Below are 24,926 nucleotides of genomic sequence, written 5' to 3'. Positions count from 1 at the left end.
CCGTACGCACTCATGCGCAGGACGCGCCGGGGCCGGCTGGTTACGATCGCGTCCGTGTCCGTACTCCCCCTGGTGTTCACCAGTGGCTGGGCCAGCGGTGTCAACGCGTACGCGGTGGTGCTGCTCCTCGGCCTCTTCGGCGCGACCGGCCTGACCGACGACGTGCCCGAGTCGCTGCAGCGCCCCGAGGTCCTCGTCGTGGCGGGCGTGCTGTTCGTCTGCGAGGCCTTCGCCGACAAGATCCCGTACGTGGACTCGGTGTGGGACACCGTGCACACCGTGATCCGTCCGGTGTCGGGAGCCGTCGTCGCGGCGCTGCTCGCCGGGCAGAGCGGTTCGCTGTCCGAGCTGGCGGCCGGGGCGATCGGCGGCTCGTCGGCCCTGGCCAGCCACACCGTCAAGGCCGGGACGCGGATGGCGATCAACACCTCGCCCGAGCCGTTCAGCAACATGGTGATGAGCACCGCCGAGGACCTCGGGGTCGCCGGGATCCTCACCTTCGCGATGTACCACCCCGAGGCCGCGGCGGTCATCGCGGGCGTCCTGCTGCTGGCGGGGCTGGTGCTGCTCTTCTTCCTGGTCTCGCGGATCAGACGGTTCCGGCGGCGCAGGGCCCAGCGCCGCGAGGAGAAACAGCTCGCGCAGCGGCTCGGGCCGCCACCGCCCGGCTGACCCCTCGCGGGCCGCGCACGGGTCCCACATGGGCGGGCCCCCGCGACGGTCCGGGGCCGGGGCCCGGTTGTCGGTGGCGGCCGATAAGGTCCCTCGCATGGCACGGATCGTGGTGATCGGCGCCGGGATGGGCGCGATGGCTGCCGCCGCCCGGCTGGCCGTCGCGGGCCACCGGGTGACGGTGTACGAGCGCACGGCGACGTACGGCGGCGCGGTGGGCCGCTTCGAGCGCGACGGCTTCGCGTTCGACACCGGCCCCGGACTGCTCCAGGTGCCCGCGGTCTACCGCGACCTGTTCGTCAAGACGGGCAAGGAGCCCCTGGAGGACCGCGTCGGCCTGGTCCAGGTCGACCCGGCGGCACGGCACGTCTTCGCCGACGGCACGGACGTCTCCCTGCCCAACGCCTCACGCGCCGGGGCCGTCTCGGCCCTGGACGGGGCCCTGGGGCCGGGCGCGGGTGAGAGGTGGGGTGACTTCCTGGTCCGGGCGCGCGAGGCCTGGGACCGGACCCGCAGACCTCTCCTGGAGGAGCCGCTGTGGGCCGACTGGCAGGTGCTGGGCGAGCGCGAGCCCTACCCCGCTCCACGGCGGCGCCGCCTGCTGCGCACCCGCACGGCGGGCCGCCTCGCGGAGGTCGGCGCCTGGGAGCTGGGCGACCCCCGCCTCACCGCCCTCCTGGAGAGCCACGCGCTGGCGTACGGCCTCGACCCGCGCGCGGTCCCGGCGAGCGCGGCCGTCCTGCCGTACATGGAGCACGCCTTCGGCACGTGGTACGTGCGCGGCGGGATCCGTGAGCTGGCCCGCGCCGTGTACGAGCGCTGCCTGGCCCGCCGGGTGGAGTTCGTCTTCGGCGCCGAGGTCGTCTCGGTCACCGAGAAGGACGGCCGGGCGACCGGGGTGGAGCTGCGCGACGGGACCGCCGCCGAGGCGGACTTCGTGGTGGGCGGCCCGCCGGAGCTGCTGGAGAGCCTGACGGGCCGCGCGGACCTGTACGCGGGCCAGGCGCCGCCGCCGCGCCCCGCGTCCCTGTCCTGCGGCCGGGCCGTGGTCTGTCTCGCCCTGCGCGGCCCGCGCGCGCCGGGCACCGCGCACCGCACGGTCGTGCACACCGCGGACCGGGCCGAGGAGCTGGACCACACCTTCGGGACGGGCGGGGCGGCGCCGCGGCCCACGGTGTGGGTGGACCGTCCGGACGATCCGCTGCTGCGCCCGGACGACGCCCACGAGTCCGTGGTCCTCACGGCGACGGTGCCGTCCCTCGCGCGGCACGACTGGACCGCGCCCGGCGCCGCCGACGCATTCGCGGACCGTATGGTCGCCGCCGCCGAGCGGGCGGTGCCGGACCTGCGCGGGCGCATGCTGTGGCGCGAGGTACGGACGCCGCTGCACACGGAGCGGGAGACCGGAGCCGGGGGCGGCGGTGTGCCCGCTCCCGCGCTGGCCGGCGGGGACGGCATCCTGCTGCGGCCGTCCAACGCCACCCGCGTACCCGGCCTGTTCGCGGTCGGTGGCTGGGCGCACCCCGGCGGCGGGCTTCCGCACGCGGGCATGTCGGGCGCGCTGGTCGCCGGACTGATCGTGGAAGGACCGGACTTCCAAGGTTCGCGGTGACGCCCGTGGGGCGGGCGCCCCGGTCGGGCGGCGCCCGCTTCAGTACCGGTACTGCTGCTCGTCGTACCCGCCCTGCTGCGGCCCGTTGCCCTCGTACGGGTAGGACTGCTCCGGCGGGAGTTCGCCTCCGTACGGGTCCTCGGTGTTCCGCTGCTGCGGCACCCAGACGCCGCCGGCCGGGGTCTCGCCGCCGTAGGTGCCCGCGGCGTACTGGTCCTGTCCGTAGCCCTGCTGCCCCTGCTGCCCCGGCTGTTCCTGTTGCCCCTGCTGCCCGTACTGCTGCTGCGAGGCGTCGTAGGACTGGCCGTAGGAGCCCGCGTCATAGGACTGCGAGCCGATGTACGGGTCGGAGTAGGCGGCGTACTGCTGCTGTTGTCCGGTGTCGTAGCCGTACTGCTGCTGGTCGTAGCCGGTGTAGCCGTCGTACCCGTAGTTCTGGGCGAACTGGTCCTGGGGCTGGCCCTGGTCCTGCGCCTGGCCCTGTGCCTGTCCCTGGGCGGAGGCCGCGTACGCCGCCTGCTCGGTGGCCGCCGCGTACGCGGCGGCGCTGTAGACCCCGTACTGGCCCGTCTCGTCGGGCAGCGGCTGCGGCTCGTAGACGGCGGCCGTCTCGGCGGCGTTCGCGGGGCTCTGCCCGAAGACCGAGTCGTCGCGTCCGAAGCTCTCCTCGCGGCCGAAGCTCTCGTTGCGGCCGAAGTCGTCGCGAGGATACGTTCCGCCGTCCGTGGCCTGGAGGTCCGTGACCTCCAACGACGGTTCCTGACGGTCGGGTTCGCCCCTGCGGCGCTTGGTGAGGCTCGGGCGCCCGGAGACGGCCCAGCCGGACGCGAAGCCGCTGCGGAACGACAGCGTGACGTACGTCTGCCCGACGGCGAAGGCGGCCGCGCCCAGACCGATGACCACGACGGCCGCGATCAGGACACCGACGACCACTCCGAGGAAGCCGCCGAAGGCCAGCAGCCGCCAGCGCAGCCGTGCCTTGTACTGCAGCAGTACCTCGCCGAGCAGCCACAGCGCGACAATGCCGAATGCGATGTAGAGGACCGTCCAGCCCATGTACGCCCCTCTCCCAGGTGGCCGTTACGCAGTGTGTCGTACGACGATGCGGCCGGTCTAGGCCTGCTGTGGGTGATGCAGGCCCAGGTTCTCGTAGATTTCCAGCGTCGCGGTGGAGTTGTTCAGCGTAATGAAATGCAGTCCGGGGACTCCCTCGGCCAGCAGCCTCGCGCAGAACTCCGTGGCGAACTCGATACCGATGGAGCGTACAGCCGTCGGATCGTCCTTGACCGCGAGGATCCGCTCTTTCAGGGCGTCGGGGAACGAGGCGTTGCTCAGTTTGGGCAGCCGCTCCAGCATCTTCACGCTGGTCACCGGCATGACCTCGGGGATGACCGGCGTCGCGCAGCCCGCCGTGTCGACCCGGTCACGCAGTCTCAGGTACGCGTCCGGCTGGAAGAACATCTGCGTGATCGCGTAGTCGGCGCCGGCCCGGCACTTGTCGACGAAGTTCGCCACGTCCGCGTCCCAGTCCGCGGACCGCGGGTGCATCTCCGGGAAGGCCGCGACACCCACGCAGAAGTCACCCGACTCCTTGATGAGCCGGACCAGTTCGGCGGCGTAGGTCAGCCCCCGGGGGTGCGCCACCCAGTCGGCCATGGGGTCGCCGGGCGGGTCGCCGCGCACCGCGAGGATGTTCCTGATGCCGGCGTCCGCGTACTGGCCGATGATGTTGCGCAGTTCCGCGACGGAGTGGTCGACGGCGGTGAGGTGGGCGACCGGGGTGAGCGTCGTGTCGGAGACGATCTGTTCCGTCGCCTTGACCGTGCCCGCGCGAGTGGTGCCGCCCGCGCCGTACGTCACGGAGACGAAGCTGGGGGCCACCGCCTCGACCCTGCGCAGCGCGTTCCACAGATTCCGCTCGCCTTTTTCGGTCTTCGGCGCCCAGAATTCGAACGAATAGGTCGTCTTGCCGGTCGCGAGCATGTCCCGCACGGTGCGTGCGCGGTCAGTTCTGGTGGAGGCAGATCCGAAGGCCATACCCGCAGGTTAGCCAGGGGAAGGCGGTCCCCCAACCGGATGAGGAGAATTCGCCTGCTTTGTCGATTTGTTGTCCACTCCTCGGACAGCCCGGCCCCCGGTCTCCCGCCTCACGCCGCCCGCAGCCGCTTCGCGAACTGCGCCGCCGCCGCGCCCGGGTCGTCGGCCTCGGTGATCGCCCGGACGACGACGACCCGGCGGGCGCCCGCTGCCAGCACCTCGTCGAGGTTGCCGAGGTCGATGCCGCCGATCGCGAACCAGGGGCGGTCCGTGGCGAGCGCGGCCGTGTACCGGACCAGGTCGAGGCCCGGGGCGTGGCGCCCCGGTTTGGTGGGGGTCGGCCAGCAGGGGCCGGTGCAGAAGTAGTCGACGCCGCCCTGGACGGCGGCGGCCGAGGCCTCGGGAGCGGCGTGGGTGGAGCGCCCGATCAGGACGTCCTCGCCGAGGATCGCGCGGGCCGCGGGCACGGGGAGGTCGCCCTGGCCGAGGTGCAGGACGTCGGCCCCGACGGCGTGGGCCACGTCGGCCCGGTCGTTCACCGCGAGCAGCTTGCCGTGCCGGCGGCAGGCCTCCGCGAGAACGGCGAGGTGGTCGAGCTCCTCGGCGGCCTCCATGCCCTTGTCCCGCAGCTGCACGATGTCCACGCCGCCCGCGAGGACCGCGTCCAGGAAGCCGGCGAGGTCGCCCTGGCGTCTGCGGGCGTCCGTGCACAGGTAGACCCGGGCGTCGGCGAGCTGCGCGCGTGCGGCGGATTCGGGCATGCGTGGGTCCCCCGTGTCGTGTCTGCCGTGTCGGTGGCGTACGGGCCACGGGGAGCGCGGCCCGTACGCCGTACGGCATCTGCGTGTGGCGTGTGGCGTGTGGCGTGATCAGGTCAGACGGCGAGCGCCTGGGCGCGGCGCTTCACCTCCGTGCCGCGATTCTCACTCAGAGCCTGCGCGGGCGTGCCGGGCAGGCTCTCGTCGGGGGTGAAGAGCCACTCGAGCATCTCTTCGTCGTTGTAGCCGTCGTCCCTCAGGAGCGTCAGGGTGCCGGACAGGCCCTTGACGACCTTCTGCTCGTCCACGTCGATGAAAGCGGCGGGGACGTGCAGCGCGCGGTTCTCACCACGGCGTACGGCGATGAGCTGGCCTTCCCTGACCAGCTGCCGGACGCGCGTCACCTCGACGCCGAACTTCTCGGCGATGTCGGGGAGGGTGAGCCAGGCGGGGACGAGAGCATCGATCTTTGCGTCAATCTCGGTCACGCACACAAGCCTGCCATCTCCCACCGACAGTGGGTACCCGGGTCCGTCGACCGGGTCACCCACGGGCCGCGACCGCCGTCTTCAGAGGCCGCGCCGGATCCGCCAGCGCCGTGGGATCCATCACGGCCCCCGCCTCGATCAGGCGTCGGCCCTGTGCCAGGTCCCGGGGCCTGCCCACTGCCAGGACCGCGACCAGGCGGCCGTCGCGGAGCCAGCACACCGACCAGGAGGGCCCGGCCGGATCACCCCGCCAGAGCAGGGTGTCCGCGGTCGCGTGGTGCCCCGCGTACTGGACGAAGCGGCCGAACTGCTCGGACCAGAAGTAGGGCACCGGGTCGTACGGCGCGGACGTCTCACCGGCGATGTTCGCCGCGACCGTGCGCGGTCCCTGGAGCGCGTTGTCCCAGTGGTGGACGAGCAGGCGCTCGCCGTAGCGGCCCGACGGGAACGAGGCGCAGTCGCCGACCGCGTACACGTCCGGCACGCGGGTGCGCAGCCGGTCGTCGGCGACGATCTCCCCGTGCGTCCCGAGCTCGATGCCCGAGCCGGCCAGCCAGGCCGTGGCGGGCCGCGCCCCGATGCCGACGACGACGGCGTCCGCGGGCAGGCGCGAGCCGTCGTCCAGCACCACCGCGCCGGGCTCGACGCGCTCCACGCGCGCGTGGGTGCGCAGCGACGCCCCGCTGTCCGCGTACCAGGTGGTCATCGGAGCGGCCACCTCGGCGGGCAGCGCGCCGGCGAGCGGCCGGTCGGCGGCCTCGACGACGGTCACCGAGCAGCCCGCCTCACGGGCCGCCGTGGCGAACTCGGCGCCGATCCAGCCCGCGCCCACCACCACGATGTCGTGCCGGCGGGCGAGGACGGGACGCAGCCGCTCGGCGTCGTCGAGGGTGCGCAGCAGATGCACTCCGGGTACGCCCTCGGTGCCGGGCAGCCGGATCGGTTCCGCTCCCGTGGCGAGGACCAGGACGTCGTACGGGACGGGCCCTTCCGCCGTGTCGAGTTCGCGCCGGGCGGGGCGTACGCCGGTCACTTCGAGCCCCAGGCGCAGCCGGACGTCGAGGGCCTCGAAGTCGACGTCGAAGGCGGACCCCTCGGCCTTGCCGAGCAGGACGGCCTTGGACAGCGGCGGGCGGTCGTACGGCTGATGGGGCTCCGCGCCGATCAGGGTCACGCTCCCGCCGAAGCCCCGTTCCCTCAGGGCCACGGCCGTCTGCACCCCGGCCATGCCCGCACCGACGATCACGACGCGCTCCCGCGCCGCCGGACCCGGTTCCTGTGTCAGCTCGCTCACCCGATCACCATAGACACGGGTGAAATCGACGGTCAGGGGGGCGACCGGTGAGCTGTTGCACAGCGTCGGTCCGCGTCAGTCCGCGGTGACCTCTTCGACCACGCTTGTCCCGCTGCCTTCCTGGGACTCCCACTGCCAGGTCTCCGCCAGCCGGGCCCGGCCGTCGGCGGTCTCGGTGACCTGGGACACGCAGTGCCCCGAGGAGGTGGTGCCGTCGGCCTTCAACTGCACGTACCGGAAGTCGAGCCGGTCGCCCTCGCGGGTACCCACGAGGTGGCCGCGTACGACGTCGCCGCCCGCGTACTCGGCCCAGATCAGGCCGTCCTCCTCGTGGTACGCGAACCGGGTGCGCGCCCCCACCTGACCCGGTGCCTGGTCGGCCACGGGGGCGAGGACGAGTCCGTCGAGCGAGCGGGCCATGCCGTGCGGCTCCCTTACTGCGGTGCGGGACGAAGAGCTAGGGTGGCCAACGTAAAGCACTCGCGGGAGCCCGGACGTACCGGGCTGAGAGGGAGGCTGGGACGGCCTCCGACCGTACGAACCTGATCCGGGTCATGCCGGCGAAGGGAGGGGCTGGACGCCCATGTCGCGTACACCGCAAGCACCTTCATCCTCATCTCCACCTGTGTCCTCTCCACGTGCGTCCGATTCGGCCGGTTCTGCCGACGTCCTGGTCGTCGGAGGCGGGATCATCGGTCTGGTCACCGCCTGGCGGGCGGCCCGGCGCGGGTTCACGACCGCGGTCGTGGATCCGGCGCCCGGCGGCGGCGCCGCGCAGGTCGCGGCCGGGATGCTGGCCGCCGTCACCGAGCTGCACCACGGCGAGCAGACCCTGCTCGGGCTCAACCTCGCCTCGGCGCGGCGCTATCCGGACTTCGTCGCCGAGCTGACCGAGGCGACCGGCGAGGAGCTGGGCTACCGGCGGTGCGGCACGCTGACCGTCGCGCTCGACGCCGACGACCGCGCGCAGCTGCGCGAACTGCACACCCTTCAGCAGCGTTCGGGCCTGGAGTCCCAGTGGCTGACCGGCCGTGAGTGCCGGCGTCTGGAGCCGATGCTCGCGCCGGGCGTGCGCGGCGGGCTGCGGGTGGACGGCGACCACCAGATCGATCCGCGCCGGCTCGCCAGAGCCCTGGTCACGGCCTGCGAACGGGCCGGTGTGCAGTTCCACCGGACCTGGGCCGAGCGCCTGACCGTCGTAGGGGGCCGGGCCGCCGGAGTCCTCACGAGGGACGGCACCGAACGGGCCGCGGGGCAGGTCGTCCTCGCCGCGGGCAGCCTCAGCGGACGGCTGGCGGGCGTGCCCGAGCACGTACTGCCGCCGGTGCGTCCGGTGAAGGGACAGGTACTGCGGCTGACCATGCCGGAGCGGCACGGGCCCTTCCTGAGCCGGACCGTGCGGGCCGTGGTCCGCGGCAGCCACGTCTATCTGGTGCCGCGCGAGAACGGCGAGCTCGTCGTCGGCGCGACCAGCGAGGAGCTGGGCTGGGACACCACGGTCACCGCGGGCGGCGTGTACGGACTCCTGCGGGACGCCCATGAACTCGTCCCCGGCATCACCGAACTGCCGCTCACCGAGACGCGGGCCGGACTGCGCCCCTGCTCCCCCGACAACGCGCCCCTGCTCGGCCCCAGCGGGCTTCCCGGGCTGCTCCTGGCGACCGGCCACCACCGCAACGGCGTGCTGCTGACCCCGGTCACCGGCGACGCCCTGGCGCACGCCCTGGTCACCGGCGAACTCCCGGAGGAGGCCCGCCCGTTCACCCCCGGGCGGTTCGCGGCCTCCGCGCTCGACGCCGCCGCACTCACGGAGCAGCCCGCATGAGCGTGACCGTCCTCGTCAACGGGGAGCGGCGGCAACTCGCCCCCGGCACCGCCCTCGACGCCCTCGTCGCCGCGTTGAGCGCGGCACCCTCCGGGGTCGCCGCCGCGCTCAACGAGACCGTCGTCCCGCGTGCGCAGTGGCCCAGGACCCTCCTGCGCGAGGGCGACCGCGTCGAAGTACTCACCGCCGTCCAAGGAGGCTGACCCATGGCCGACGATCCCTTCGTCCTCGGCAGTACGTCCTACGCGTCCCGGCTGATCATGGGCACCGGGGGCGCCCCGAGCCTCGACGTCCTGGAGCGTTCGCTCGTCGCGTCCGGCACGGAGCTGACGACGGTCGCGATGCGGCGGGTGAGCACCGGAGCACCCGGTTCGCACGGGCCGCACGGTTCGGTGCTCGCCGTGCTGGACCGGCTCGGCATCCGCGTCCTGCCCAACACCGCGGGCTGTTTCACCGCCGGGGAGGCCGTCCTGACGGCCCGCCTGGCGCGTGAGGCGCTCGGCACGGACCTCGTCAAACTGGAGGTCATCGCCGACGAGCGCACCCTGCTGCCCGACCCGATCGAGCTGCTGGACGCCGCCGAGACCCTCGTCGACGACGGCTTCACGGTCCTCCCGTACACGAACGACGACCCGGTGCTCGCACGGAAGCTGGAGGACGTGGGCTGCGCGGCGGTGATGCCGCTCGGGTCGCCCATCGGGTCGGGGCTCGGGATCCGCAACCCGCACAACTTCCAGCTGATCGTGGAGCACGCGCGCGTGCCGGTGATCCTGGACGCGGGAGCCGGTACGGCGTCGGACGCCGCGCTCGCCATGGAGCTGGGCTGCGCCGGTGTGATGCTCGCCTCGGCCGTGACCCGGGCGCAGGAGCCCGTCCTCATGGCCGAGGGCATGCGGCACGCGGTCGAGGCGGGCCGGCTCGCGCACCGGGCGGGCCGCATTCCGCGCCGCCACTTCGCCGAGGCGTCGTCCCCGGTGGACGGAATGGCCCGACTCGACCCGGAACGCCCCGCTTTCTGAGCGCTGGCCTGAACCCGTCTCCGGACATCTGTCCTGAACATCCGCCCCGAGCCGGCCGCGATGCCGCGGCGGTCACCGTACGAGATGCGTCACAGCTCGGCTTCAGTACCGCCCCACAACCGTCCGTGCGGGCGGCTCCGACAGTGGCGGCTCGTACACTCACCTGCGTGGACACGACCCTTCAGGACCCTTCCCCAGCCTCCGGCCGGGGAGACCCCATGGTCGGGCATGTGCTCGACGGCCGGTATCGCGTCGAGGCGCGCATCGCGGTCGGTGGGATGGCCACGGTCTACCGGGCCGTGGACACCCGCCTCGACCGGGTGCTCGCGCTCAAGGTGATGCATCCGGCCCTGGCGGCCGACGGCACCTTCGTCGACCGCTTCATCCGCGAGGCCAAGTCGGTGGCCAGGCTCGCCCATCCGAACGTGGTCCAGGTCTTCGACCAGGGCACCGACGGCGGTTACGTCTATCTCGCGATGGAGTACGTGGCCGGCTGCACCCTGCGCGACGTACTGCGCGAGCGCGGGGCGCTCCAGCCGCGGGCGGCGCTGGACATCCTGGAGCCGGTCCTCGCCGCGCTCGGCGCCGCGCACCGCGCCGGGTTCGTGCACCGCGACATGAAACCGGAGAACGTCCTGATAGGGGACGACGGCCGGGTGAAGGTGGCGGACTTCGGTCTCGTACGGGCCGTGGACACGGTCACCCACACGACGGGTGCCGTGCTGGGCACGGTGTCGTATCTCGCGCCGGAGCAGATAGAGCACGGCACGGCCGACCCCCGGGTCGACGTGTACGCGTGCGGCATCCTGCTCTTCGAGATGCTCACCGGCGACCGGCCGCACCTGGGCGACTCACCCGCCGCGATCCTCTACAAGCACCTCCACGAGGACGTGCCCCCGGCGTCGGCGGCCGTGCCCGGCCTGGCGTACGAGCTGGACGAGCTGGTCGCCTCGGCGACCGCCCGCGACCCCGAGACCCGCCCGTACGACGCGGTGGCGCTGCTGGCCCAGACCCTGGACACGCGCAGCGCGCTGAGCGACGAGCAGCTGGACGCCGTACCGCCCGGGGCGCTCGCCGCGGACCGCTCGGGCGCCGACAACCGTACGAGCGTGATCCCGCGCTCGCTGTCGGTCCCCCGGCTCCTCCCGGTGAACGACGACGACGCGGACGTCCACCACACCAGCGTCCTGCCCTCCCCGCCGCCCGAGCCCCCGCGGCGCGGCCGCACCCTGGCACCGCGCCGGGGCGTGCTCGCGATCGTCGCCGCGGTGCTGCTGGCCCTCGGGGTCGGCGCGGGGGTCTGGTACATCAACTCCGGCCAGTTCACCGAGGTCCCGGCGGTCCTCAACAAGACCGAGGCGCAGGCCACCCGGCGCATCCAGGACGCCGGGCTCGACGTGAAGCGGGTGAAGACCGCGTTCAGCGACACGGTCAAGCTCGGCCGGGTCATCAGCAGCGATCCCAAGCCCGCCACCCGGATCCGCGACAACGCCTCCGTGACGCTGACGGTCTCCAAGGGCCCGAACATCGTGCGGGTGCCGGACCTGGAGGGCTTCGCGCTCGACAAGGCCAAGGAGCGGCTGGCGGACGAGGGGCTCGCGGCCGGCATGGTCACCAAGGACTTCAGCGACGAGGTCGCGATCGGCTTCGTGATCGGTACGAAGCCGGCGGCGGGCACCGAGCGCCGCGGCGGTTCGGCCATCGCGCTCGTCGTCAGCAAGGGCCGTCCGGTGGACGTGCCCGACGTGGTCGGCGACGACCTGGAGGACGCCAGGCAGGAGCTGGCTGAGGCGGGTCTGACGGTCAAGGTCGCCGCCGAGCGGGTCACGTCCGACGCCGAGGCCGGCCAGGTGGCGGAGCAGTCGCTCGACCCCGACAGCGAAGCGGCGCTGGGCGACACCGTGACCCTGAAGGTGTCCAAGGGCCCGCCGCTGATCGAGGTCCCGGACGTCGTGGGCGACAACGTCGACGACGCGAGGGACGAGCTGGAGGCGGCCGGCTTCGAGGTCAAGGAGGACCGCGGTCTGCTGGGTCTCTTCGGCGACACGGTCAAGAGCCAGTCGACCGAGGGCGGCGAGACGGCACCCAAGGGTTCGAAGATCACCATCGTGATCCGCTGAACCGCGCCCCCTGGCCGGGCGTGCCCCTGGCCGGGGCACGCCCGGCCAGGGGGCGTCCAAGGCGTCCGGGGCCGCGTGACACCCTTGGCGGGTGAGCACTCAGCAGTCCCGCAACCCCGTCGGCGGCCATGTCCCGGTCGCCGGAGGCCTCGCCTCCGTAGGCCTCTCGTACGCGCGTGAACTGGCCGCCGAGACCGTCCAGGTCTTCGTCGCCAACCCGCGCGGCTGGGCGACACCGCCCGGGAACCCGGCCCAGGACGAGGCGTTCCGCGCGGCCTGCGCCGCCGAGTCGATTCCCGCGTACGTCCACGCGCCCTACCTGATCAACTTCGGCTCGCACACCGAGGCGACCGTGGAGAAGTCGGTGGAGTCGCTGCGGCACTCGCTGCGCCGGGGCCGCGCGATCGGGGCGCTGGGCGTGGTCGTGCACACGGGCTCGGCGACCGGCGGCCGGGAGCGCTCGGTCGCGCTGGCCCAGGTGCGCGCGTATCTGCTGCCGCTGCTCGACGAGCTGACCCACGACGACGACCCGTTCCTGCTCCTGGAGTCGACCGCGGGCCAGGGCTCCTCGCTCTGCTCGCGGACCTGGGACTTCGGACCGTACTTCGAGGCGCTCGACGCCCACCCGAAGCTCGGCGTCTGCCTGGACACCTGCCACATCTTCGCCGCGGGCCACGACCTCACCGGGCCCAGCGGCATGCACCAGACCCTCGATCTGCTGGTGGACACGGTCGGCGAGGGCCGTCTGAAGCTGATCCACGCCAACGACTCCAAGGACGTGGCGGGCGCCCACAAGGACCGCCACGAGAACATCGGCGCGGGCCACATCGGCGAGGACCCGTTCCGCGCCCTGATGACCCACCCCGCCACCGAGGGCGTACCGCTGGTCATCGAGACCCCCGGCGGCAAGGAGGGCCACGCGACGGACGTGGCGCGCCTGAAGAAGCTGCGGGACGGCTGAGGACGGCCCCGGTGACGTCGGGTCGGGCCAGGTCGGTCAGCCCACGGCCAGCGTCAGGGCCGACAGCAGCAGTCCCGCCCCGAGCAGTGCCATCGAGCGGCGCAGCCAGCGGTACTTGGCCGAGAGGATGACGCTGACGTCCTGGAACTGGGTCAGCAGCCACCCCAACCGGTCCGTGCCCGCCTCGGCGGCGGCGCGGCGCAGCGCGGCCGGGTCCGCGGTGGTGAGGGCGTCGGCGTAGAACGTCGGGCCCGGTACCGAGCGGACCGTACCGGTGCGGGGCACGATCACCGCCAGGAGCAGCAGCGCACCGGCCGCCCAGAGCGCCCCGCCGGCCGCGAGGAACACCAGGACGAGGCCGGAGGCGCCGGACGGGACGTCCCTGCCGAGCACCAGCGCGGGCACCGCCACGGCGCCCGAGAGCAGGACCGACGCCTTGACGTCCGCCCTGCCCAGGTCCTCGCGCACGGTCAGCAGCAGTTGTTCGGCGACATAGCGCGCGGCGGCGTCCGGATCGTCCGCGCTCACCCGTGTGCCCCCGGGCCGGAGTCGTACGGCGCTCCCGCCCCCTCTTCGGCGGTGTCCGCCGGACGGGCGGGCGGGATCGGCGGCGCGTCGGCCGGCAGCGCGGACGGCATCGGCGGTATCGGCAGCGAGGTCGGGGCCTGCGGCAGTCCCGCGGAGAAGACGTCGGTGGCGGCGCTACGGCTGTAGTCGATGAGTGCCTGGACCTGGTCGTCGATCTGGTGGCGCTGGACCACACCCTGTTTGATCAGGCTGGTCAGGTAGTCCAGCGCGCCCTTGCGCTGTTCGCGGGCCTGCTGCTGGAGCACCCCCAGGATCTCGTGGGCCCGGCTCGGGTCCTGGGCGAGCAGTGTGGCGTACTGGAAGGTCTCGCCCGCGGCGATCAGGTTCTGCGCGTCGTCGAGGTTGGCGGCGATACGTGCCTTGTTCGCGGTGTCGATGGCTTCCTGGACCTTGCTGCCCTTCTCCACCGCGACCATCTGGGCCTGGTGCTCGGCGGCCGCGCGGCCGAGGTCGATGCGGATGTAGACCTGGGTGGCCAGGCCGAGATCGGCACCGAAGTCGTTCCACCGGCCGCTGGCCAGTTCGTCCTGGATCGCCTCGTCGACCTGCTGGGCCGAGTCCAGGCCGTAGCGCCTGCTGACCCCGCGCAGCCGGGCCTCCAGCGGTGGGCGCAGCATGCGCTCCACGTCGACCACCCGTTTCTCGGCGACCAGGTAGAAGTCGCGCACCTCCCAGTTGACGTCGGCTCCGACTTTGAACGTCGACCGGTCGCCGTAGGTGGGCAGTTCCATCTGGAAGGAGACCTGGTACCGGCCGCGGGCGATCCAGCACACCGAGGTGGGCTTGCCCATCAGCGGCTTGTCGAAGTGCTCGGCGCCCCGGACGGTGATGATGCTGTGCCCGCCGTTGCGGTAGAAGAGCACCGAGGCCACCTGGCTGTTGCGGTGCCGGTAGGAGGCCTGCGAGGCGAACTCTCTGACAAAGGGGCCTCTGAGGTCGTGGGGAAGGACGAACTCCTGGTGCTGGGGCTGGCCCCACTGGTTGTGCGTCATGGCGTACTCGCTCCCTGGACCGCCTCCCACAGGCGGCGGACCTGCTGTTCGTTCAGCGGCTGGTCGGGGTCTTCGGACAGTTCTTTGATCAGGGACAGCAACCGGTTCCGGTCGTCGTGGCCGAGCACCAGCAGCGGCAGGAAGCGCTCCAGCCGGTCGGCCCAGGGCTGGTCGGCCGAGCCGCGCAGCCAGTCGGACAGGGTCGCGACGGCCGCCTCGTACGACCGGGAGGTCTGCAACGCGGTCCACAGCAGCCCCGCGAGCTCCTGGGCCAGGGCGGGCCTGACGGCCGCCAGGGCCAGCATCAGCGGCCAGTCGCCGTAGCCCTCCAGGTCCTGGTGCCGGTTCCAGAGGTCGGACACGGGGACGGAGGCGAGGTAGACCGTGCTCTGCAGGCCGAGGTCCTGCTGGGGCCGCCGTTCGTCGGACAGCCAGGCGCGGATCCGGCGGAAGGTCTGCGCCTCGGGGTGGACGCCGGCGAGGTGGGCGATCTGGACCGCCGCGTCGGCCCGCAGTCCGCCCTCGTCCCGGACGCCGATCCCGCCGAGCAGGTCCAGCGCCTCACGGACGGTGGGCGTGGCCCGGCCCCGGCCGAGTACGGCTCCCGCCGTCCAGCGCAGCTGCTCGTGGTCGTGCCGGGCCCAGGAGCCGACCAGGGCGCGGATCGCGCCGCCGACCGCCGGGGAGCGGAGGGCCACGTCGAGCACCGTCGCGGCGAACACGCGGCGCCGGGCGGCGTCGGCCCTGGCCATGGGCTGGACCAGTTCGTGGACGGTGTGCGAGCAGTCCAGCCGGCACAGCTGCCCGGCCGCGACGGCGGCCCGCACCCAGACCTGGGGCCGGTTGTCCTCGCTCAGCCCCGCCAGCCAGCGCAGTACGGGCCCCCGCGCGTTGTGCCGGTGCTGCCACAGATGGCCGAGGACCGCCGGTGCCAGCGACTCGCCCCCGAAGCGCACCGTGCGCACCGGTACCTCTTCGGTGCCGACCTCCTCCGTGCCCAGCTCGGCGACCGCGCGGGCGGAGACCAGCCGGGCGTCGACCCCGTCGCTGAACAGCGGTCGCCCGGGGGCTGCCTCAGGATCGACGGTGACGGCCAGTTCCCAGGCGAGCACCTCGGCGGCCTCGGCGACGGCGCTCAGTGAGGCCCCGTCGAGCACGGCCACGGCGATCCGGTAGGCGGCGTCCCGCAGGCGCTCAGGGGTCTCGGACCTGAGGCCGCCCGCGAACCATTCGGCTGCCTGGTTCTCGGCGAACCTCCGGCATTCGGCGAGGAGTTCACCGTGGGTGAGTTCGTCCCGGGCGTTGCGGGCCAGCAGCACCGCGAAGTGGGCCGCCTCCGCCGGCCGCAGTTCGTCGAGACCCGTGGCGTCGAGTATCTCCGGGTCGAGGGCCGTGGCGCGGGCCCGTTCGTGCAACCCGTCCCCCGCGCCGTCGAGTTCGGTGGCGAGGTGGCCCTCCAGTACCGCGGCCTGGAGCGCCGGGGTATGGGTGCGGTGGTAGCGCCCGCTCCGGGAGAGCACGTCACCGGGCTCGGGCGTGGCCAGCAGAACCGCGTACGCCTGCTTCTTGCCGAGCAGTTCGCAGAGCCGGTCGAGGCCGGTCTCGTCCGGCAGTCCGGTGGCACTGGGTTCCAGCGCGTAGCCGTGGCCCGCGCCGATCTGGTCGTCGTGCAGCGTGTCGAGGTCGGTGCGCGGGTCGAGTCGGGAGACCCGGCCGCGGGTCAGGTCGTCCAGCAGGGACAGTGCGGTGTAGGCACGGCCGGTGCCGGGCTGGCCGAGCAGCACCAGGAGCCGTCCGCCGCGCAGTTGCTCGCGGTACTCGCCGTAGTCCCCCGGTTCCTGGAAGACCCGGCGCAGCCTGGCCAGTTCGTCCTCCGGCAGTGGGCCGGCGAGCAGCCGCTCGGCGCGCTGCCCGTAGATGTTGACGGCGTCGATGGATCCGGAACTGATGAGGGTGCTGGATCCGTGCGAGCTCAGGGTCGACCGGTAGATCCGGGAGGCGGCGGCGGCGGCTCCGGGCAGCGCCTCTCCGCCGAGCGGGTCGGCGGCCCCGCCGCCGATGAGGTCGGACTGCTCGGGGCCGGTTCCCGGTTCGGCGCCCGCCGCGTTGTCGGACTCGGGGCTCTGCTGCTGAGGCTGAGGGTTGCCCTGCGGAGGCTGGGGCTGCTGCGCGTTCACCGGTCACCGCCCTGAGGGTTGATGTTGATGGTGTCGATGCGTCCGCCGGCGATGAACTGCCCGCTGCCGTGGTGGTGGTTGTTCATCACCACGCCGTCCCCGCCGGCTTCGGGCGCCGGCCGGGGCGGGGTGTCCCGGCCCGGCTCGGCCGGTTCGGGCGGCCGGGACAGCCCCGGGACCATGAACCAGGCGCGCCTGGGGCCCTCCTTGAGGTCCACGGTGTGCGCGCGGTAGTGCTCCGGGTCCACCCAGCGTCCGCCGGCGCGGACGACGTCCTCGTACAACCGGTCGGAGGCGGCCACCACCAGAGGGGCGTCGTGCGAGGCCGTGAGGATCGCCTTCGCCGTGGCGCAGTCGCCGAGGCGGCAGGCCAGGTCGACGGCCTGCCCGGAACGTCCGTGCGCGTCGGCTGTGACCGGGCCGATGTGCAGGCCCGCGCGCAGCCGCAGCGGGGTCTTCAGGCCGCGGTTGGCCTCCCGCAGGTTCTGGTGGAGGTACTCCAGCCACTCCCCCATCACCCGCCGGGGCGGCACTTCGGGCGCGAGCACGCTGAGGATGCCGTCGCCGCGGTCCTCCTGGTAGAGGCCGGGCGCACGGATGCCCGCCTGGTCGAACGCGGCGCCCGTGACGCCGTAGAGCCTCCTGCGCATCTCGGGTTTCTCGGTGTCGGACAGCAGGCCCGAGCCCTGCGCGTCCACGTTGACGATGAAGCCGTACGCGGCTTCCCCCTCCATCGTTCTTCCCCTCCCTGCCGTCCCGCCGGCCGTCGGCTCCCTGGATGTTCGCGGAGTCGAGGGCTCGTCGCTGTAGCCGTTTACACAGCACGGGACTCGGTTCTTCTAGGTCTCCGTGCGCTGCGGCTGTCCGGCGGCGAGCAGGCGGAGCGGGTCCAGGTCGGCGACGGCGAGGGTGCCGGGGCCGGTGCGGACCAGGCCCTGTTCTCGCAGCAGCCGCAGAGCCTTGGCGACGGCCTCGCGGGTGGATCCGACCGACGCGGCCAGTTCGTGCTGTGCGAGGGGCAGCCGCAGGGTGACGACCTCGTTCTCCAGCCGGCCGGTGCGGTCGGCGAGTTCGACCAGGCGCTCCGCGAGCCGCTGGAGCACCGTCATGGAGGCGAGGGCACGGCGCTCATGGTCCGCGCTGCGCAGTCGCTCGGTGAGCTGGCTCATCATCAGGGCGTTGGCGTGCGGTCGCGACGCCAGGAACCACCGGAAGCGCTCACCGGGTACGACCAGTCCGGTCACCGGGCCGAGTGCGCTCACCGAGGCGCTGCGCGGACGGCCGTCGAGCGCCGCCATGTCGCCCACGGCCTCACCGGCCCGCCGCAGGGCCAGGATCACCCGGCCGCCGCGCTCGGTCGGTGTCCACACCGTGCACCAGCCGCTGAGCAGGACCACCACGAACGTGGTGCGGTCGCCCTCGGTGAGAACCATGTCGTACGCCGGGTACTCGTGCCGGGTGCCGAGACCCGTCAGCGCCTCTCGGTCCGCCGGACCGAGGCCCTCTAAGAAAGTACGCCGCTCTCCGAACAGCCCCACCGTCGTCCCCCGACCCCGCTCGCCCCCGACCGGACCGCAAGCGGAACCCCCAGGTGCCCCACCGGTCCGTCTGCACCCGCCGTCGCCCGCCAGACAGGGGTCACACAGTAGCGCTCCGGGCACACATGGTGCCGCCGATTACCGGAACGCCGCCCAACCCCTCCCGCAGGTACCCCTGCCGGGTATACGGCGCCCGACCGGGAGCCTCGCACCGGTGCGCCGGTGCGCCGGACCGCCACCGGCAGGGGGACGTCAGAGCTCGGGGCCGTCGCCCGGCTCCTCCTGGTACGAGTAGCGCTGTTCCCGCCAGGGGTCGCCGACGTTGTGGTAGCCGCGCTCCTCCCAGAAGCCGCGGCGGTCGGCGGTCATGTACTCCACGCCGCGGACCCACTTGGGGCCCTTCCAGGCGTACAGCTGGGGCACGACGAGGCGCACCGGGAAGCCGTGCTCCGCGGTGAGCAGCTCGCCGTCCTTGTGGGTGGCGAGGATCGAGCGCTCGGACGCGAAGTCGTCCAGGCGCAGATTCGAGCTGAAGCCGTACTCCGCCCAGACCATGACGTGGGTGACGGCCGGTGCGGGCGGGGCGAGGTCCAGGATCGTGCGGGCCGGGACGCCGCCCCACTCCGCGCCGATCATGCTGAACTTGGTGACGCAGTGCAGATCGGCCACCACCGTCGTATACGGCAGGGCCGTGAACTCGTCGTGGGTCCAGCAGTGCTTCTCGCTGTCGGCGGTGGCCCCGAAGACCCTGAACTCCCAGCGCTCGGGGCGGAACTTCGGTACGGGCCCGTAGTGCGTGACCGGCCAGCCCTTCTGCAGTCGCTGTCCCGGTGGAAGCTCCGCCTTCGCTGCTTCCCCAGATTCACGACCCACCGGCTGACCCATGACTCCATCCTGACAGACCCGGCACGGTGGGCACGACCAGGTCCGTACCCACCCGACCAATCGGAACAATATGGACTAAGCCTGTACTTACTTACTAAGCATGCACTTACTGGACGATCTTCGACGCCGGTGCAATCATGCGGCGCAACCCACCAGTTCCCCTTGCCTGGAAGGAGCCTCTGCGATGCAGGGCGACCCCGAGGTCATCGAATTTCTCAACGAGCAGCTCACCGCCGAGCTCACCGCGATCAACCAGTACTTCCTGCACGCGAAGATGCAGGAGAACTTCGGCTGGACGAAGCTCGCGAAGTACACGCGGAGCGAGTCCTTCGACGAGATGAAGCACGCGGAGCTGCTGACCGACCGGATCCTCTTCCTGGACGGCCTGCCGAACTACCAGCGGCTCTTCCACGTCCGGGTCGGCCAGACGGTCACCGAGATGTTCCAGGCGGACCGGCAGGTGGAGGTCGAGGCGATCGACCGGCTCAGGCGCGGCATCGAGGTCATGCGGACCAAGGGCGACATCACGTCCGCGAACATCTTCGAGTCGATCCTGGAGGACGAGGAGCACCACATCGACTACCTGGACACCCAGCTGGAACTGGTGGAGAAGCTCGGCGAGGCGCTCTACATCGCGCAGCTCATCGAGCAGCCCGAGAGCTAGCACCGGGTGAGGAACCGGGCCGCGACCGGGCCGGGCCCGCGGTGGGGCTAGGCGGCCTCTTTCAGCGTCGCCGTCTCGGCCGGCTCCGCGCCGGAGAGCACGGCCACGCCCTGGTCCGCCGGCTCGCGAACGGGGTACGCGCCCCGGCCCAGCAGTGCCTGGATACGCCGTACACAGGATCCGCAGTCGGTGCCCGCCTTGCAGGCGGACGCGATCTGCCGGGGAGTGCAGGCGCCGCCCTGCGCGTGCTCCTTCACCTGTGCCTCGGTCACACCGAAGCAGTTGCAGACGAACACGCGGTGCCACCTCCCGACGGGATGCGATAGGTCGTGCCATCCCGAAGATCGGTGAGGCTAACCTAACCTTACCCGTCGAGTCCGGGCCGCAAAAGTGCGGTGGGGCGCGGATCGTATGTGATCCGCGCCCCACCGCACAGGCTCGTGACAGCCGGGACGGCTGGTGATCCGCTACTGGTCGCGGTACATCTCCGCCACCAAAAACGCCAGGTCGAGGGACTGGCTGCGGTTCAGCCGCGGGTCGCAGGCCGTCTCGTAGCGCTGGTGCAGATCGTCGACGAAGATCTCGTCGCCGCCGCCCACGCACTCGGTGACGTCGTCACCGGTGAGCTCGACGTGGATGCCGCCCGGATGGGTGCCGAGCGTCTTGTGGACCTCGAAGAAGCCCTTGACCTCGTCGAGCACGTCGTCGAAGCGCCGGGTCTTGTGGCCCGAGGCGGCCTCGTACGTGTTGCCGTGCATCGGGTCGGTGATCCAGGCGACGGTCGCGCCCGAGGCGGTGACCTTCTCGACCAGCTCGGGCAGCTTGTCGCGGACCTTGTCGGCGCCCATGCGGACGATGAAGGTCAGCCGGCCCGGCTCACGGTCCGGGTCGAGCCGCTCGATGTACTGGAGCGCGTCCTCGGCGGTCGTCGTCGGGCCGAGCTTGATCCCGATCGGGTTGCTGATCTTCGACGCGAACTCGATGTGCGCGCCGTCCAGCTGCCGGGTGCGCTCACCGATCCACACCATGTGGCCCGAGACGTCGTACAGCTTTCCGGTGCGGGAGTCGACCCTGGTCAGCGCCGACTCGTAGGCGAGGAGCAGCGCCTCGTGGGAGGCGTAGAACTCGACGGTCCTGAACTCCTCCGGGTCCGCCCCGCAGGCCTGCATGAAGTGCAGCGCCTGGTCGATCTCGCGCGCCAGCTGCTCGTAGCGCTGCCCGGACGGCGAGGTCCGTACGAAGTCCTGGTTCCAGGCGTGCACCTGGCGCAGGTCGGCGTACCCGCCGGTGGTGAAGGCGCGGACCAGGTTGAGCGTCGAGGCGGAGGCGTTGTACATCCGCTTCAGGCGCTCGGGGTCCGGGATCCGGGCCTTCTCGTTGAAGTCGAAGCCGTTGACCGAGTCGCCCCGGTACGTGGGCAGCGTCACGCCGTCGCGGGTCTCGGTGCCCTTGGAGCGCGGCTTGGAGTACTGGCCGGCGATCCGGCCGACCTTCACGACCGGCACGGACGCCGCGTAGGTGAGGACGGCGCCCATCTGGAGCAGGGTCTTCAGCTTGTTGCGGATGTGGTCGGCCGACACGGCGTCGAAGGCCTCGGCGCAGTCGCCGCCCTGAAGAAGGAACGCCTCGCCCTTGGCGACGGCCCCCAACCGGGCGCGCAGCTGGTCGCACTCGCCCGCGAAGACGAGTGGCGGATACGACTCGAGGTCCGCGATCACTTCGCGCAGAGCCTCGGCATCCGGGTACTCGGGCTGCTGCGCCGCGGGCAGGTCTCGCCAGGTGTTGCCAGCGCTCGCGCTGGTCTTAACGTTCACGGTCACGCCCTCAACATTACGGGGTCGTGTCGGGCGTTCCTCCCCATGCTCAGCAATTGAGACAGCCGATCATGGGGTAGGGTGCGCCCATGTCCGCGCACTCGACCCAGAACCAGAACTGGTGGTGGCCCGCTCTTCCGGCGGCCCACTGACTGCGCGTACGCACGACTTCGCGAAGGCCGCCCGAGGGGCGGCCTTCGGCGTTTCCGCGACCGGGACCGTTCCTCCCCACCGCTCTCTCCCCCAGCGCTCTCCACCCGAGACGCCGGCAAGCCGAGAAGCCGAGAAGGAACCCGGACCCATGAACCTGCTCGATCTGCTGGACGATCCCCGCCCGTTCGCCCTGCTGCGCCGCCGCACACCCGGCCACGACCACGACACCGTCGAGGTGCTGCTCGGCCCCGTGCGCGAGTACGAACGGCTGGCCGACATCCCCGAGGGGCTCGCCCTCGTCCCGTACCGCCAGATCCGCGAGCGCGGCTTCGACGTCCACGACGACGGCACCCCGCTCTCGGTGCTCACGCCGGAGCTGGCGTTCGGACTCTCCCTGGAGCAGGCCCTGTCGGAGCTGCCCGTGCACGACGTGCGGGTCGAGGACGGCGGGTTCGACGTCACGGACGAGGCGTACGCCGAGATCGTCGGGCGGGTGCTGCACGAGGAGATCGGCCGGGGCGAGGGCGCGAACTTCGTCGTCCGGCGGACGTACGAGGGGCGGATCCCGGGGTTCGGGCGGGCCGACGCGCTGGCGCTCTTCCGGCGGCTGCTGGTGGGCGAGCGGGGCGCGTACTGGACGTTCGTGGTGCACACCGGGGAGCGGACGCTGGTCGGGGCCAGCCCCGAGGTGCATGTGCGGATGTCCGGCGGGACCGTCGTGATGAACCCGATCAGCGGGACGTACCGCTATCCCGCCGAGGGGCCGACCCCGGAGGGCCTGCTGGAGTTCCTGGCCGACGGCAAGGAGATCGAGGAGCTCTCCATGGTCGTCGACGAGGAACTCAAGATGATGTGCACGGTCGGCGACATGGGCGGGGTCGTGATCGGGCCGCGGCTGAAGGAGATGGCTCATCTCGCGCACACCGAGTACGAGTTGCGGGGCAAGTCGTCGCTGGACGTGCGCGAGGTGCTGAAGGAGACCATGTTCGCCGCGACCGTCACCGGGTCGCCGGTGCAGAACGCCTGCCGGGTGATCGAGCGGCACGAGGTCGGCGGGCGCGGCTACTACGCCGGGGCCCTCGCCCTGATCGGGCACGACGCGGGCGGTGCCCAGACCCTGGACTCCCCCATCCTCATCAGGACCGCCGACATCGACGGGGGCGGAGGGCTGCGGGTGCCGGTGGGCGCCACGCTGGTCCGTGGGTCGGATCCGGCGGGCGAGGTCGCGGAGACCCACGCGAAGGCGGCGGGGGTACTGGCCGCGCTCGGCGTACGCCCCGGGCGGCCGGGCGGGAGCGGCGCGCGGCCCGGTCTCGCGGACGATCCGCGGGTACGGGCCGCGCTCGACGGGCGGCGGGCCTCGCTGGCGCCGTTCTGGCTGCGGATGCAGGGGCCGGCGGGACGGTCCGCGGGGCAGTCCGCGGGCCATGCGCTGGTCGTGGACGGGGAGGACACCTTCACGGCGATGCTGGCGCATCTGCTGCGTTCGTCCGGTCTCGCGGTGACCGTGCGGCGGTACGACGAGGCGGGGCTGCGGGAGGCCGCCCTCGCCCACGAGGGGCCGCTGGTGCTCGGCCCCGGTCCTGGCGACCCGTCGGACATGACGGACCCGAAGATGGCGTTCCTGCGCGGGCTCACCGCCGAGGCGCTGCGCGGGCACCGGCACGGGGTGCTGGGGGTTTGCCTCGGCCATGAGCTGATCGCGGCGGAGCTGGGGCTGGAGATCGTGCGCAAGGACGTGCCGTACCAGGGGGCCCAGACGGACATCGACCTGTTCGGGCGGCCGGAGACCGTCGGCTTCTACAACAGCTTCGTGGCACGGTGCGACAACGAGGCCGCGGGTGAGCTGGCCGCTCACGGGGTCGAGGTGGCGCGCACCCGGGCGGGTGAGGTGCACGCGCTGCGGGGGGCCGGGTTCGCGGGGGTGCAGTTCCATCCGGAGTCGGTGTTGACGCTGCGTGGGGTGGACGTGGTGCGGGAACTGGTGGCGCGGGTGGGGGCGGGAGCGGGCACCGGCACGTTCTAGGGAGCGGGGCCTTCCCTCGCCCCCGAACCCCCGTTGCGCAGTTCCCCGCGCCCCCATATGGGGGCGCGGGGAACTGCGCAATCTGTTGGCGGGGGTCTGGGGGCGCAGCCCCCAGGGACGGGACGGGAAGGGGCGGCGGGGGCGAGGAAACTCGGGCCGGGGTCAGCCGAAGAAGACTCCTACCTCCTCGTACAGCCGGGGGTCCACCGTCTTCAGGCGGGCCGTGGCCTCGGCGATGGGGACGCGGACGATGTCGGTGCCCCGCAGCGCCACCATCTTGCCGAAGTCCCCGTCCCGCACGGCGTCGATGGCGTGCAGTCCGAACCGCGTGGCGAGCCACCGGTCGAAGGCGCTGGGGGTCCCGCCCCGCTGGACATGCCCGAGGACCGTCGTCCGCGCCTCCTTGCCGGTGCGGCGCTCGATCTCCTTGGCCAGCCACTCCCCCACCCCGGACAGCCGCACGTGCCCGAAGGAGTCCAGCGTGCCGTCCTTCAGGACCATGTCGCCGTCCTTGGGCATCGCGCCCTCGGCGACGACCACGATCGGCGCGTACGAGGCCTTGAAGCGCGAGGTCACCCAGGCGCAGACCTGGTCGACGTCGAAGCGCTGCTCGGGGATGAGGATGACGTTCGCGCCGCCCGCGAGGCCGGAGTGGAGCGCGATCCAGCCCGAGTGCCGGCCCATCACCTCGCAGACCAGCACCCGCATGTGCGACTCGGCGGTGGTGTGCAGGCGGTCGATCGCCTCGGTCGCGATCCCGACGGCGGTGTCGAACCCGAAGGTGTAGTCGGTGGCGGACAGGTCGTTGTCGATCGTCTTCGGTACGCCGACGACGGGCACCCCGTACTCGTCGGTGAGGCGCGCCGCGACCCCCAGCGTGTCCTCACCGCCGATCGCGATCAGGGCGTCCACCTCGCACTTGGCGAGGTTGTCCTTGATCCGGCGGATACCGTTCTCGGCCTTCAGGGGGTTGGTGCGCGAGGATCCGAGAATGGTGCCGCCGCGCGGCAGGATGCCTCGAACGGCGGGAATGTCGAGCCGGACGAAGTCGCCTTCCAGCGGACCCCTCCAGCCGTCCCGGAAGCCGGTGAAGTCATAGCCGTACTCCTGCACGCCCTTGCGGACGATGCCCCGGATGACGGCGTTGAGCCCGGGGCAGTCGCCGCCTCCGGTCAGTACTCCGACCCGCATGGAAAGTCCCTTCGCCATGGGTGGCTGACGGAACTCACGCTAATAGTGATCCAGGTCACTCAAGGAGGGGGCGGAAGGTCAATTCCGGTGCAATGTGCGGGAGTTGATCACC

General features: G+C 72.3%; 24 protein-coding genes and 1 riboswitch. Of the genes, 9 read left to right on the top strand and 15 right to left on the bottom strand.

Going from position 1 to position 24,926, the window contains the following annotated elements; genetic code table 11:
• Positions 1–54: 54 nt before the first annotated feature.
• Together ACLVWQ_RS30245 and ACLVWQ_RS30240 are read left to right on the top strand one after the other, a co-directional pair.
• A complete protein-coding gene (locus tag ACLVWQ_RS30245; protein WP_414112404.1) occupies positions 55–672 on the top strand; it encodes a DUF4126 domain-containing protein in 618 nt (205 codons plus the stop codon).
• Positions 673–769: 97 nt separating this feature from the next.
• Positions 770–2,284 carry a phytoene desaturase family protein gene (locus tag ACLVWQ_RS30240; RefSeq protein ID WP_414112403.1) on the top strand — a complete coding sequence of 505 codons (1,515 nt, stop codon included), beginning with the start codon at positions 770–772 and terminating at the stop codon, positions 2,282–2,284.
• A gap of 39 nt (positions 2,285–2,323) precedes the next feature.
• Here ACLVWQ_RS30240 and ACLVWQ_RS30235 read toward each other — a convergent pair whose 3' ends face one another.
• The 6 genes from ACLVWQ_RS30235 to ACLVWQ_RS30210 form a co-directional block, all read right to left on the bottom strand.
• Positions 2,324–3,340, bottom strand: a complete 1,017-nt coding sequence (locus tag ACLVWQ_RS30235) for a hypothetical protein (RefSeq protein ID WP_414112402.1) — start codon at positions 3,338–3,340, stop codon at positions 2,324–2,326.
• Positions 3,341–3,397: 57 nt separating this feature from the next.
• Complete coding sequence (gene metF / locus ACLVWQ_RS30230; RefSeq protein WP_414112401.1) at positions 3,398–4,321, bottom strand: methylenetetrahydrofolate reductase [NAD(P)H]; 924 nt, start codon at positions 4,319–4,321, stop codon at positions 3,398–3,400.
• A gap of 110 nt (positions 4,322–4,431) precedes the next feature.
• The gene (gene thiE, locus ACLVWQ_RS30225; protein ID WP_414112400.1) at positions 4,432–5,082 is read right to left on the bottom strand and encodes a thiamine phosphate synthase; all 651 of its coding nucleotides are present in this window, start codon (positions 5,080–5,082) and stop codon (positions 4,432–4,434) included.
• A gap of 113 nt (positions 5,083–5,195) precedes the next feature.
• Positions 5,196–5,567 (bottom strand): Rv2175c family DNA-binding protein, encoded by a 372-nt coding sequence (locus ACLVWQ_RS30220; protein WP_414112399.1) that lies wholly within the window; start codon positions 5,565–5,567, stop codon positions 5,196–5,198.
• 55 nt (positions 5,568–5,622) lie between these two features.
• Positions 5,623–6,861: an NAD(P)/FAD-dependent oxidoreductase gene (locus ACLVWQ_RS30215; RefSeq protein ID WP_414112398.1), complete on the bottom strand. Its 1,239-nt coding sequence runs from the start codon at positions 6,859–6,861 to the stop codon at positions 5,623–5,625.
• A gap of 75 nt (positions 6,862–6,936) precedes the next feature.
• Positions 6,937–7,281: a hypothetical protein gene (locus ACLVWQ_RS30210; RefSeq protein ID WP_414112397.1), complete on the bottom strand. Its 345-nt coding sequence runs from the start codon at positions 7,279–7,281 to the stop codon at positions 6,937–6,939.
• A 52-nt stretch (positions 7,282–7,333) separates the two neighbouring features.
• Positions 7,334–7,447, top strand: a riboswitch (TPP riboswitch).
• A 39-nt stretch (positions 7,448–7,486) separates the two neighbouring features.
• Between ACLVWQ_RS30210 and thiO the strand changes: the two genes are divergently transcribed.
• The 5 genes from thiO to ACLVWQ_RS30185 all read left to right on the top strand — a co-directional run bounded on the left by thiO (position 7,487) and on the right by ACLVWQ_RS30185 (position 12,786).
• A complete protein-coding gene (thiO, locus tag ACLVWQ_RS30205) occupies positions 7,487–8,686 on the top strand; it encodes a glycine oxidase ThiO (RefSeq protein WP_414112396.1) in 1,200 nt (399 codons plus the stop codon).
• Between the two features lie 2 nt (positions 8,687–8,688).
• Entirely contained in the window at positions 8,689–8,889 is a 201-nt protein-coding gene (gene thiS / locus ACLVWQ_RS30200) for a sulfur carrier protein ThiS (protein ID WP_414112501.1), read from the top strand.
• Between the two features lie 3 nt (positions 8,890–8,892).
• Positions 8,893–9,705: a thiazole synthase gene (locus ACLVWQ_RS30195; RefSeq protein ID WP_414112395.1), complete on the top strand. Its 813-nt coding sequence runs from the start codon at positions 8,893–8,895 to the stop codon at positions 9,703–9,705.
• 167 nt (positions 9,706–9,872) lie between these two features.
• Entirely contained in the window at positions 9,873–11,825 is a 1,953-nt protein-coding gene (gene pknB, locus ACLVWQ_RS30190) for a Stk1 family PASTA domain-containing Ser/Thr kinase (RefSeq protein ID WP_414112394.1), read from the top strand.
• 91 nt (positions 11,826–11,916) lie between these two features.
• Entirely contained in the window at positions 11,917–12,786 is an 870-nt protein-coding gene (locus tag ACLVWQ_RS30185; RefSeq protein WP_414112393.1) for a deoxyribonuclease IV, read from the top strand.
• Between the two features lie 36 nt (positions 12,787–12,822).
• On the opposite strand, the gene ACLVWQ_RS30180 is transcribed toward ACLVWQ_RS30185, so the two are convergent.
• The 6 genes from ACLVWQ_RS30180 to ACLVWQ_RS30155 all read right to left on the bottom strand — a co-directional run bounded on the left by ACLVWQ_RS30180 (position 12,823) and on the right by ACLVWQ_RS30155 (position 18,966).
• Positions 12,823–13,314 (bottom strand): Pycsar system effector family protein, encoded by a 492-nt coding sequence (locus tag ACLVWQ_RS30180; RefSeq protein WP_414112392.1) that lies wholly within the window; start codon positions 13,312–13,314, stop codon positions 12,823–12,825.
• Positions 13,311–14,366, bottom strand: a complete 1,056-nt coding sequence (locus ACLVWQ_RS30175; RefSeq protein ID WP_414112391.1) for a hypothetical protein — start codon at positions 14,364–14,366, stop codon at positions 13,311–13,313. Before ACLVWQ_RS30175 ends, ACLVWQ_RS30180 begins: the two co-directional genes overlap by 4 nt.
• Positions 14,363–16,543, bottom strand: coding sequence for a hypothetical protein (locus ACLVWQ_RS30170; RefSeq protein ID WP_414112390.1), 2,181 nt, complete (start codon positions 16,541–16,543; stop codon positions 14,363–14,365). The genes ACLVWQ_RS30175 and ACLVWQ_RS30170 overlap by 4 nt, the downstream gene beginning before the upstream one ends.
• Positions 16,540–17,277, bottom strand: a complete 738-nt coding sequence (locus ACLVWQ_RS30165) for a hypothetical protein (protein ID WP_414112389.1) — start codon at positions 17,275–17,277, stop codon at positions 16,540–16,542. The genes ACLVWQ_RS30170 and ACLVWQ_RS30165 overlap by 4 nt, the downstream gene beginning before the upstream one ends.
• Positions 17,278–17,382: 105 nt before the next feature.
• Complete coding sequence (locus tag ACLVWQ_RS30160) at positions 17,383–18,081, bottom strand: Crp/Fnr family transcriptional regulator (protein ID WP_414112388.1); 699 nt, start codon at positions 18,079–18,081, stop codon at positions 17,383–17,385.
• A gap of 252 nt (positions 18,082–18,333) precedes the next feature.
• Positions 18,334–18,966 (bottom strand): sulfite oxidase-like oxidoreductase, encoded by a 633-nt coding sequence (locus ACLVWQ_RS30155; protein ID WP_414112387.1) that lies wholly within the window; start codon positions 18,964–18,966, stop codon positions 18,334–18,336.
• A 184-nt stretch (positions 18,967–19,150) separates the two neighbouring features.
• Here ACLVWQ_RS30155 and bfr point away from each other — a divergent pair, with 184 nt between their 5' ends.
• On the top strand, positions 19,151–19,630 hold the full coding sequence (gene bfr / locus ACLVWQ_RS30150; protein ID WP_414112386.1) for a bacterioferritin: 480 nt from the start codon (positions 19,151–19,153) through the stop codon (positions 19,628–19,630).
• Positions 19,631–19,677: 47 nt separating this feature from the next.
• Here the strand turns inward: bfr and ACLVWQ_RS30145 are convergent, their stop codons facing one another.
• A complete protein-coding gene (locus ACLVWQ_RS30145) occupies positions 19,678–19,926 on the bottom strand; it encodes a bacterioferritin-associated ferredoxin (protein ID WP_414112385.1) in 249 nt (82 codons plus the stop codon).
• Between the two features lie 171 nt (positions 19,927–20,097).
• Entirely contained in the window at positions 20,098–21,450 is a 1,353-nt protein-coding gene (locus ACLVWQ_RS30140; protein WP_414112384.1) for a class II 3-deoxy-7-phosphoheptulonate synthase, read from the bottom strand.
• 295 nt (positions 21,451–21,745) lie between these two features.
• Between ACLVWQ_RS30140 and ACLVWQ_RS30135 the strand changes: the two genes are divergently transcribed.
• Positions 21,746–23,623: an anthranilate synthase family protein gene (locus tag ACLVWQ_RS30135; RefSeq protein ID WP_414112383.1), complete on the top strand. Its 1,878-nt coding sequence runs from the start codon at positions 21,746–21,748 to the stop codon at positions 23,621–23,623.
• A 162-nt stretch (positions 23,624–23,785) separates the two neighbouring features.
• Here ACLVWQ_RS30135 and ACLVWQ_RS30130 read toward each other — a convergent pair whose 3' ends face one another.
• A complete protein-coding gene (locus ACLVWQ_RS30130; protein ID WP_414112382.1) occupies positions 23,786–24,814 on the bottom strand; it encodes a 6-phosphofructokinase in 1,029 nt (342 codons plus the stop codon).
• Positions 24,815–24,926: the final 112 nt, after the last annotated feature.

The sequence above is a fragment of the Streptomyces sp. CWNU-52B genome, assembly GCF_047444975.1.
Lineage (GTDB): Bacteria > Actinomycetota > Actinomycetes > Streptomycetales > Streptomycetaceae > Streptomyces.
Note: the sequence above shows the minus strand (reverse complement) of the source record. Positions and strands in the feature narration are given on the sequence as shown.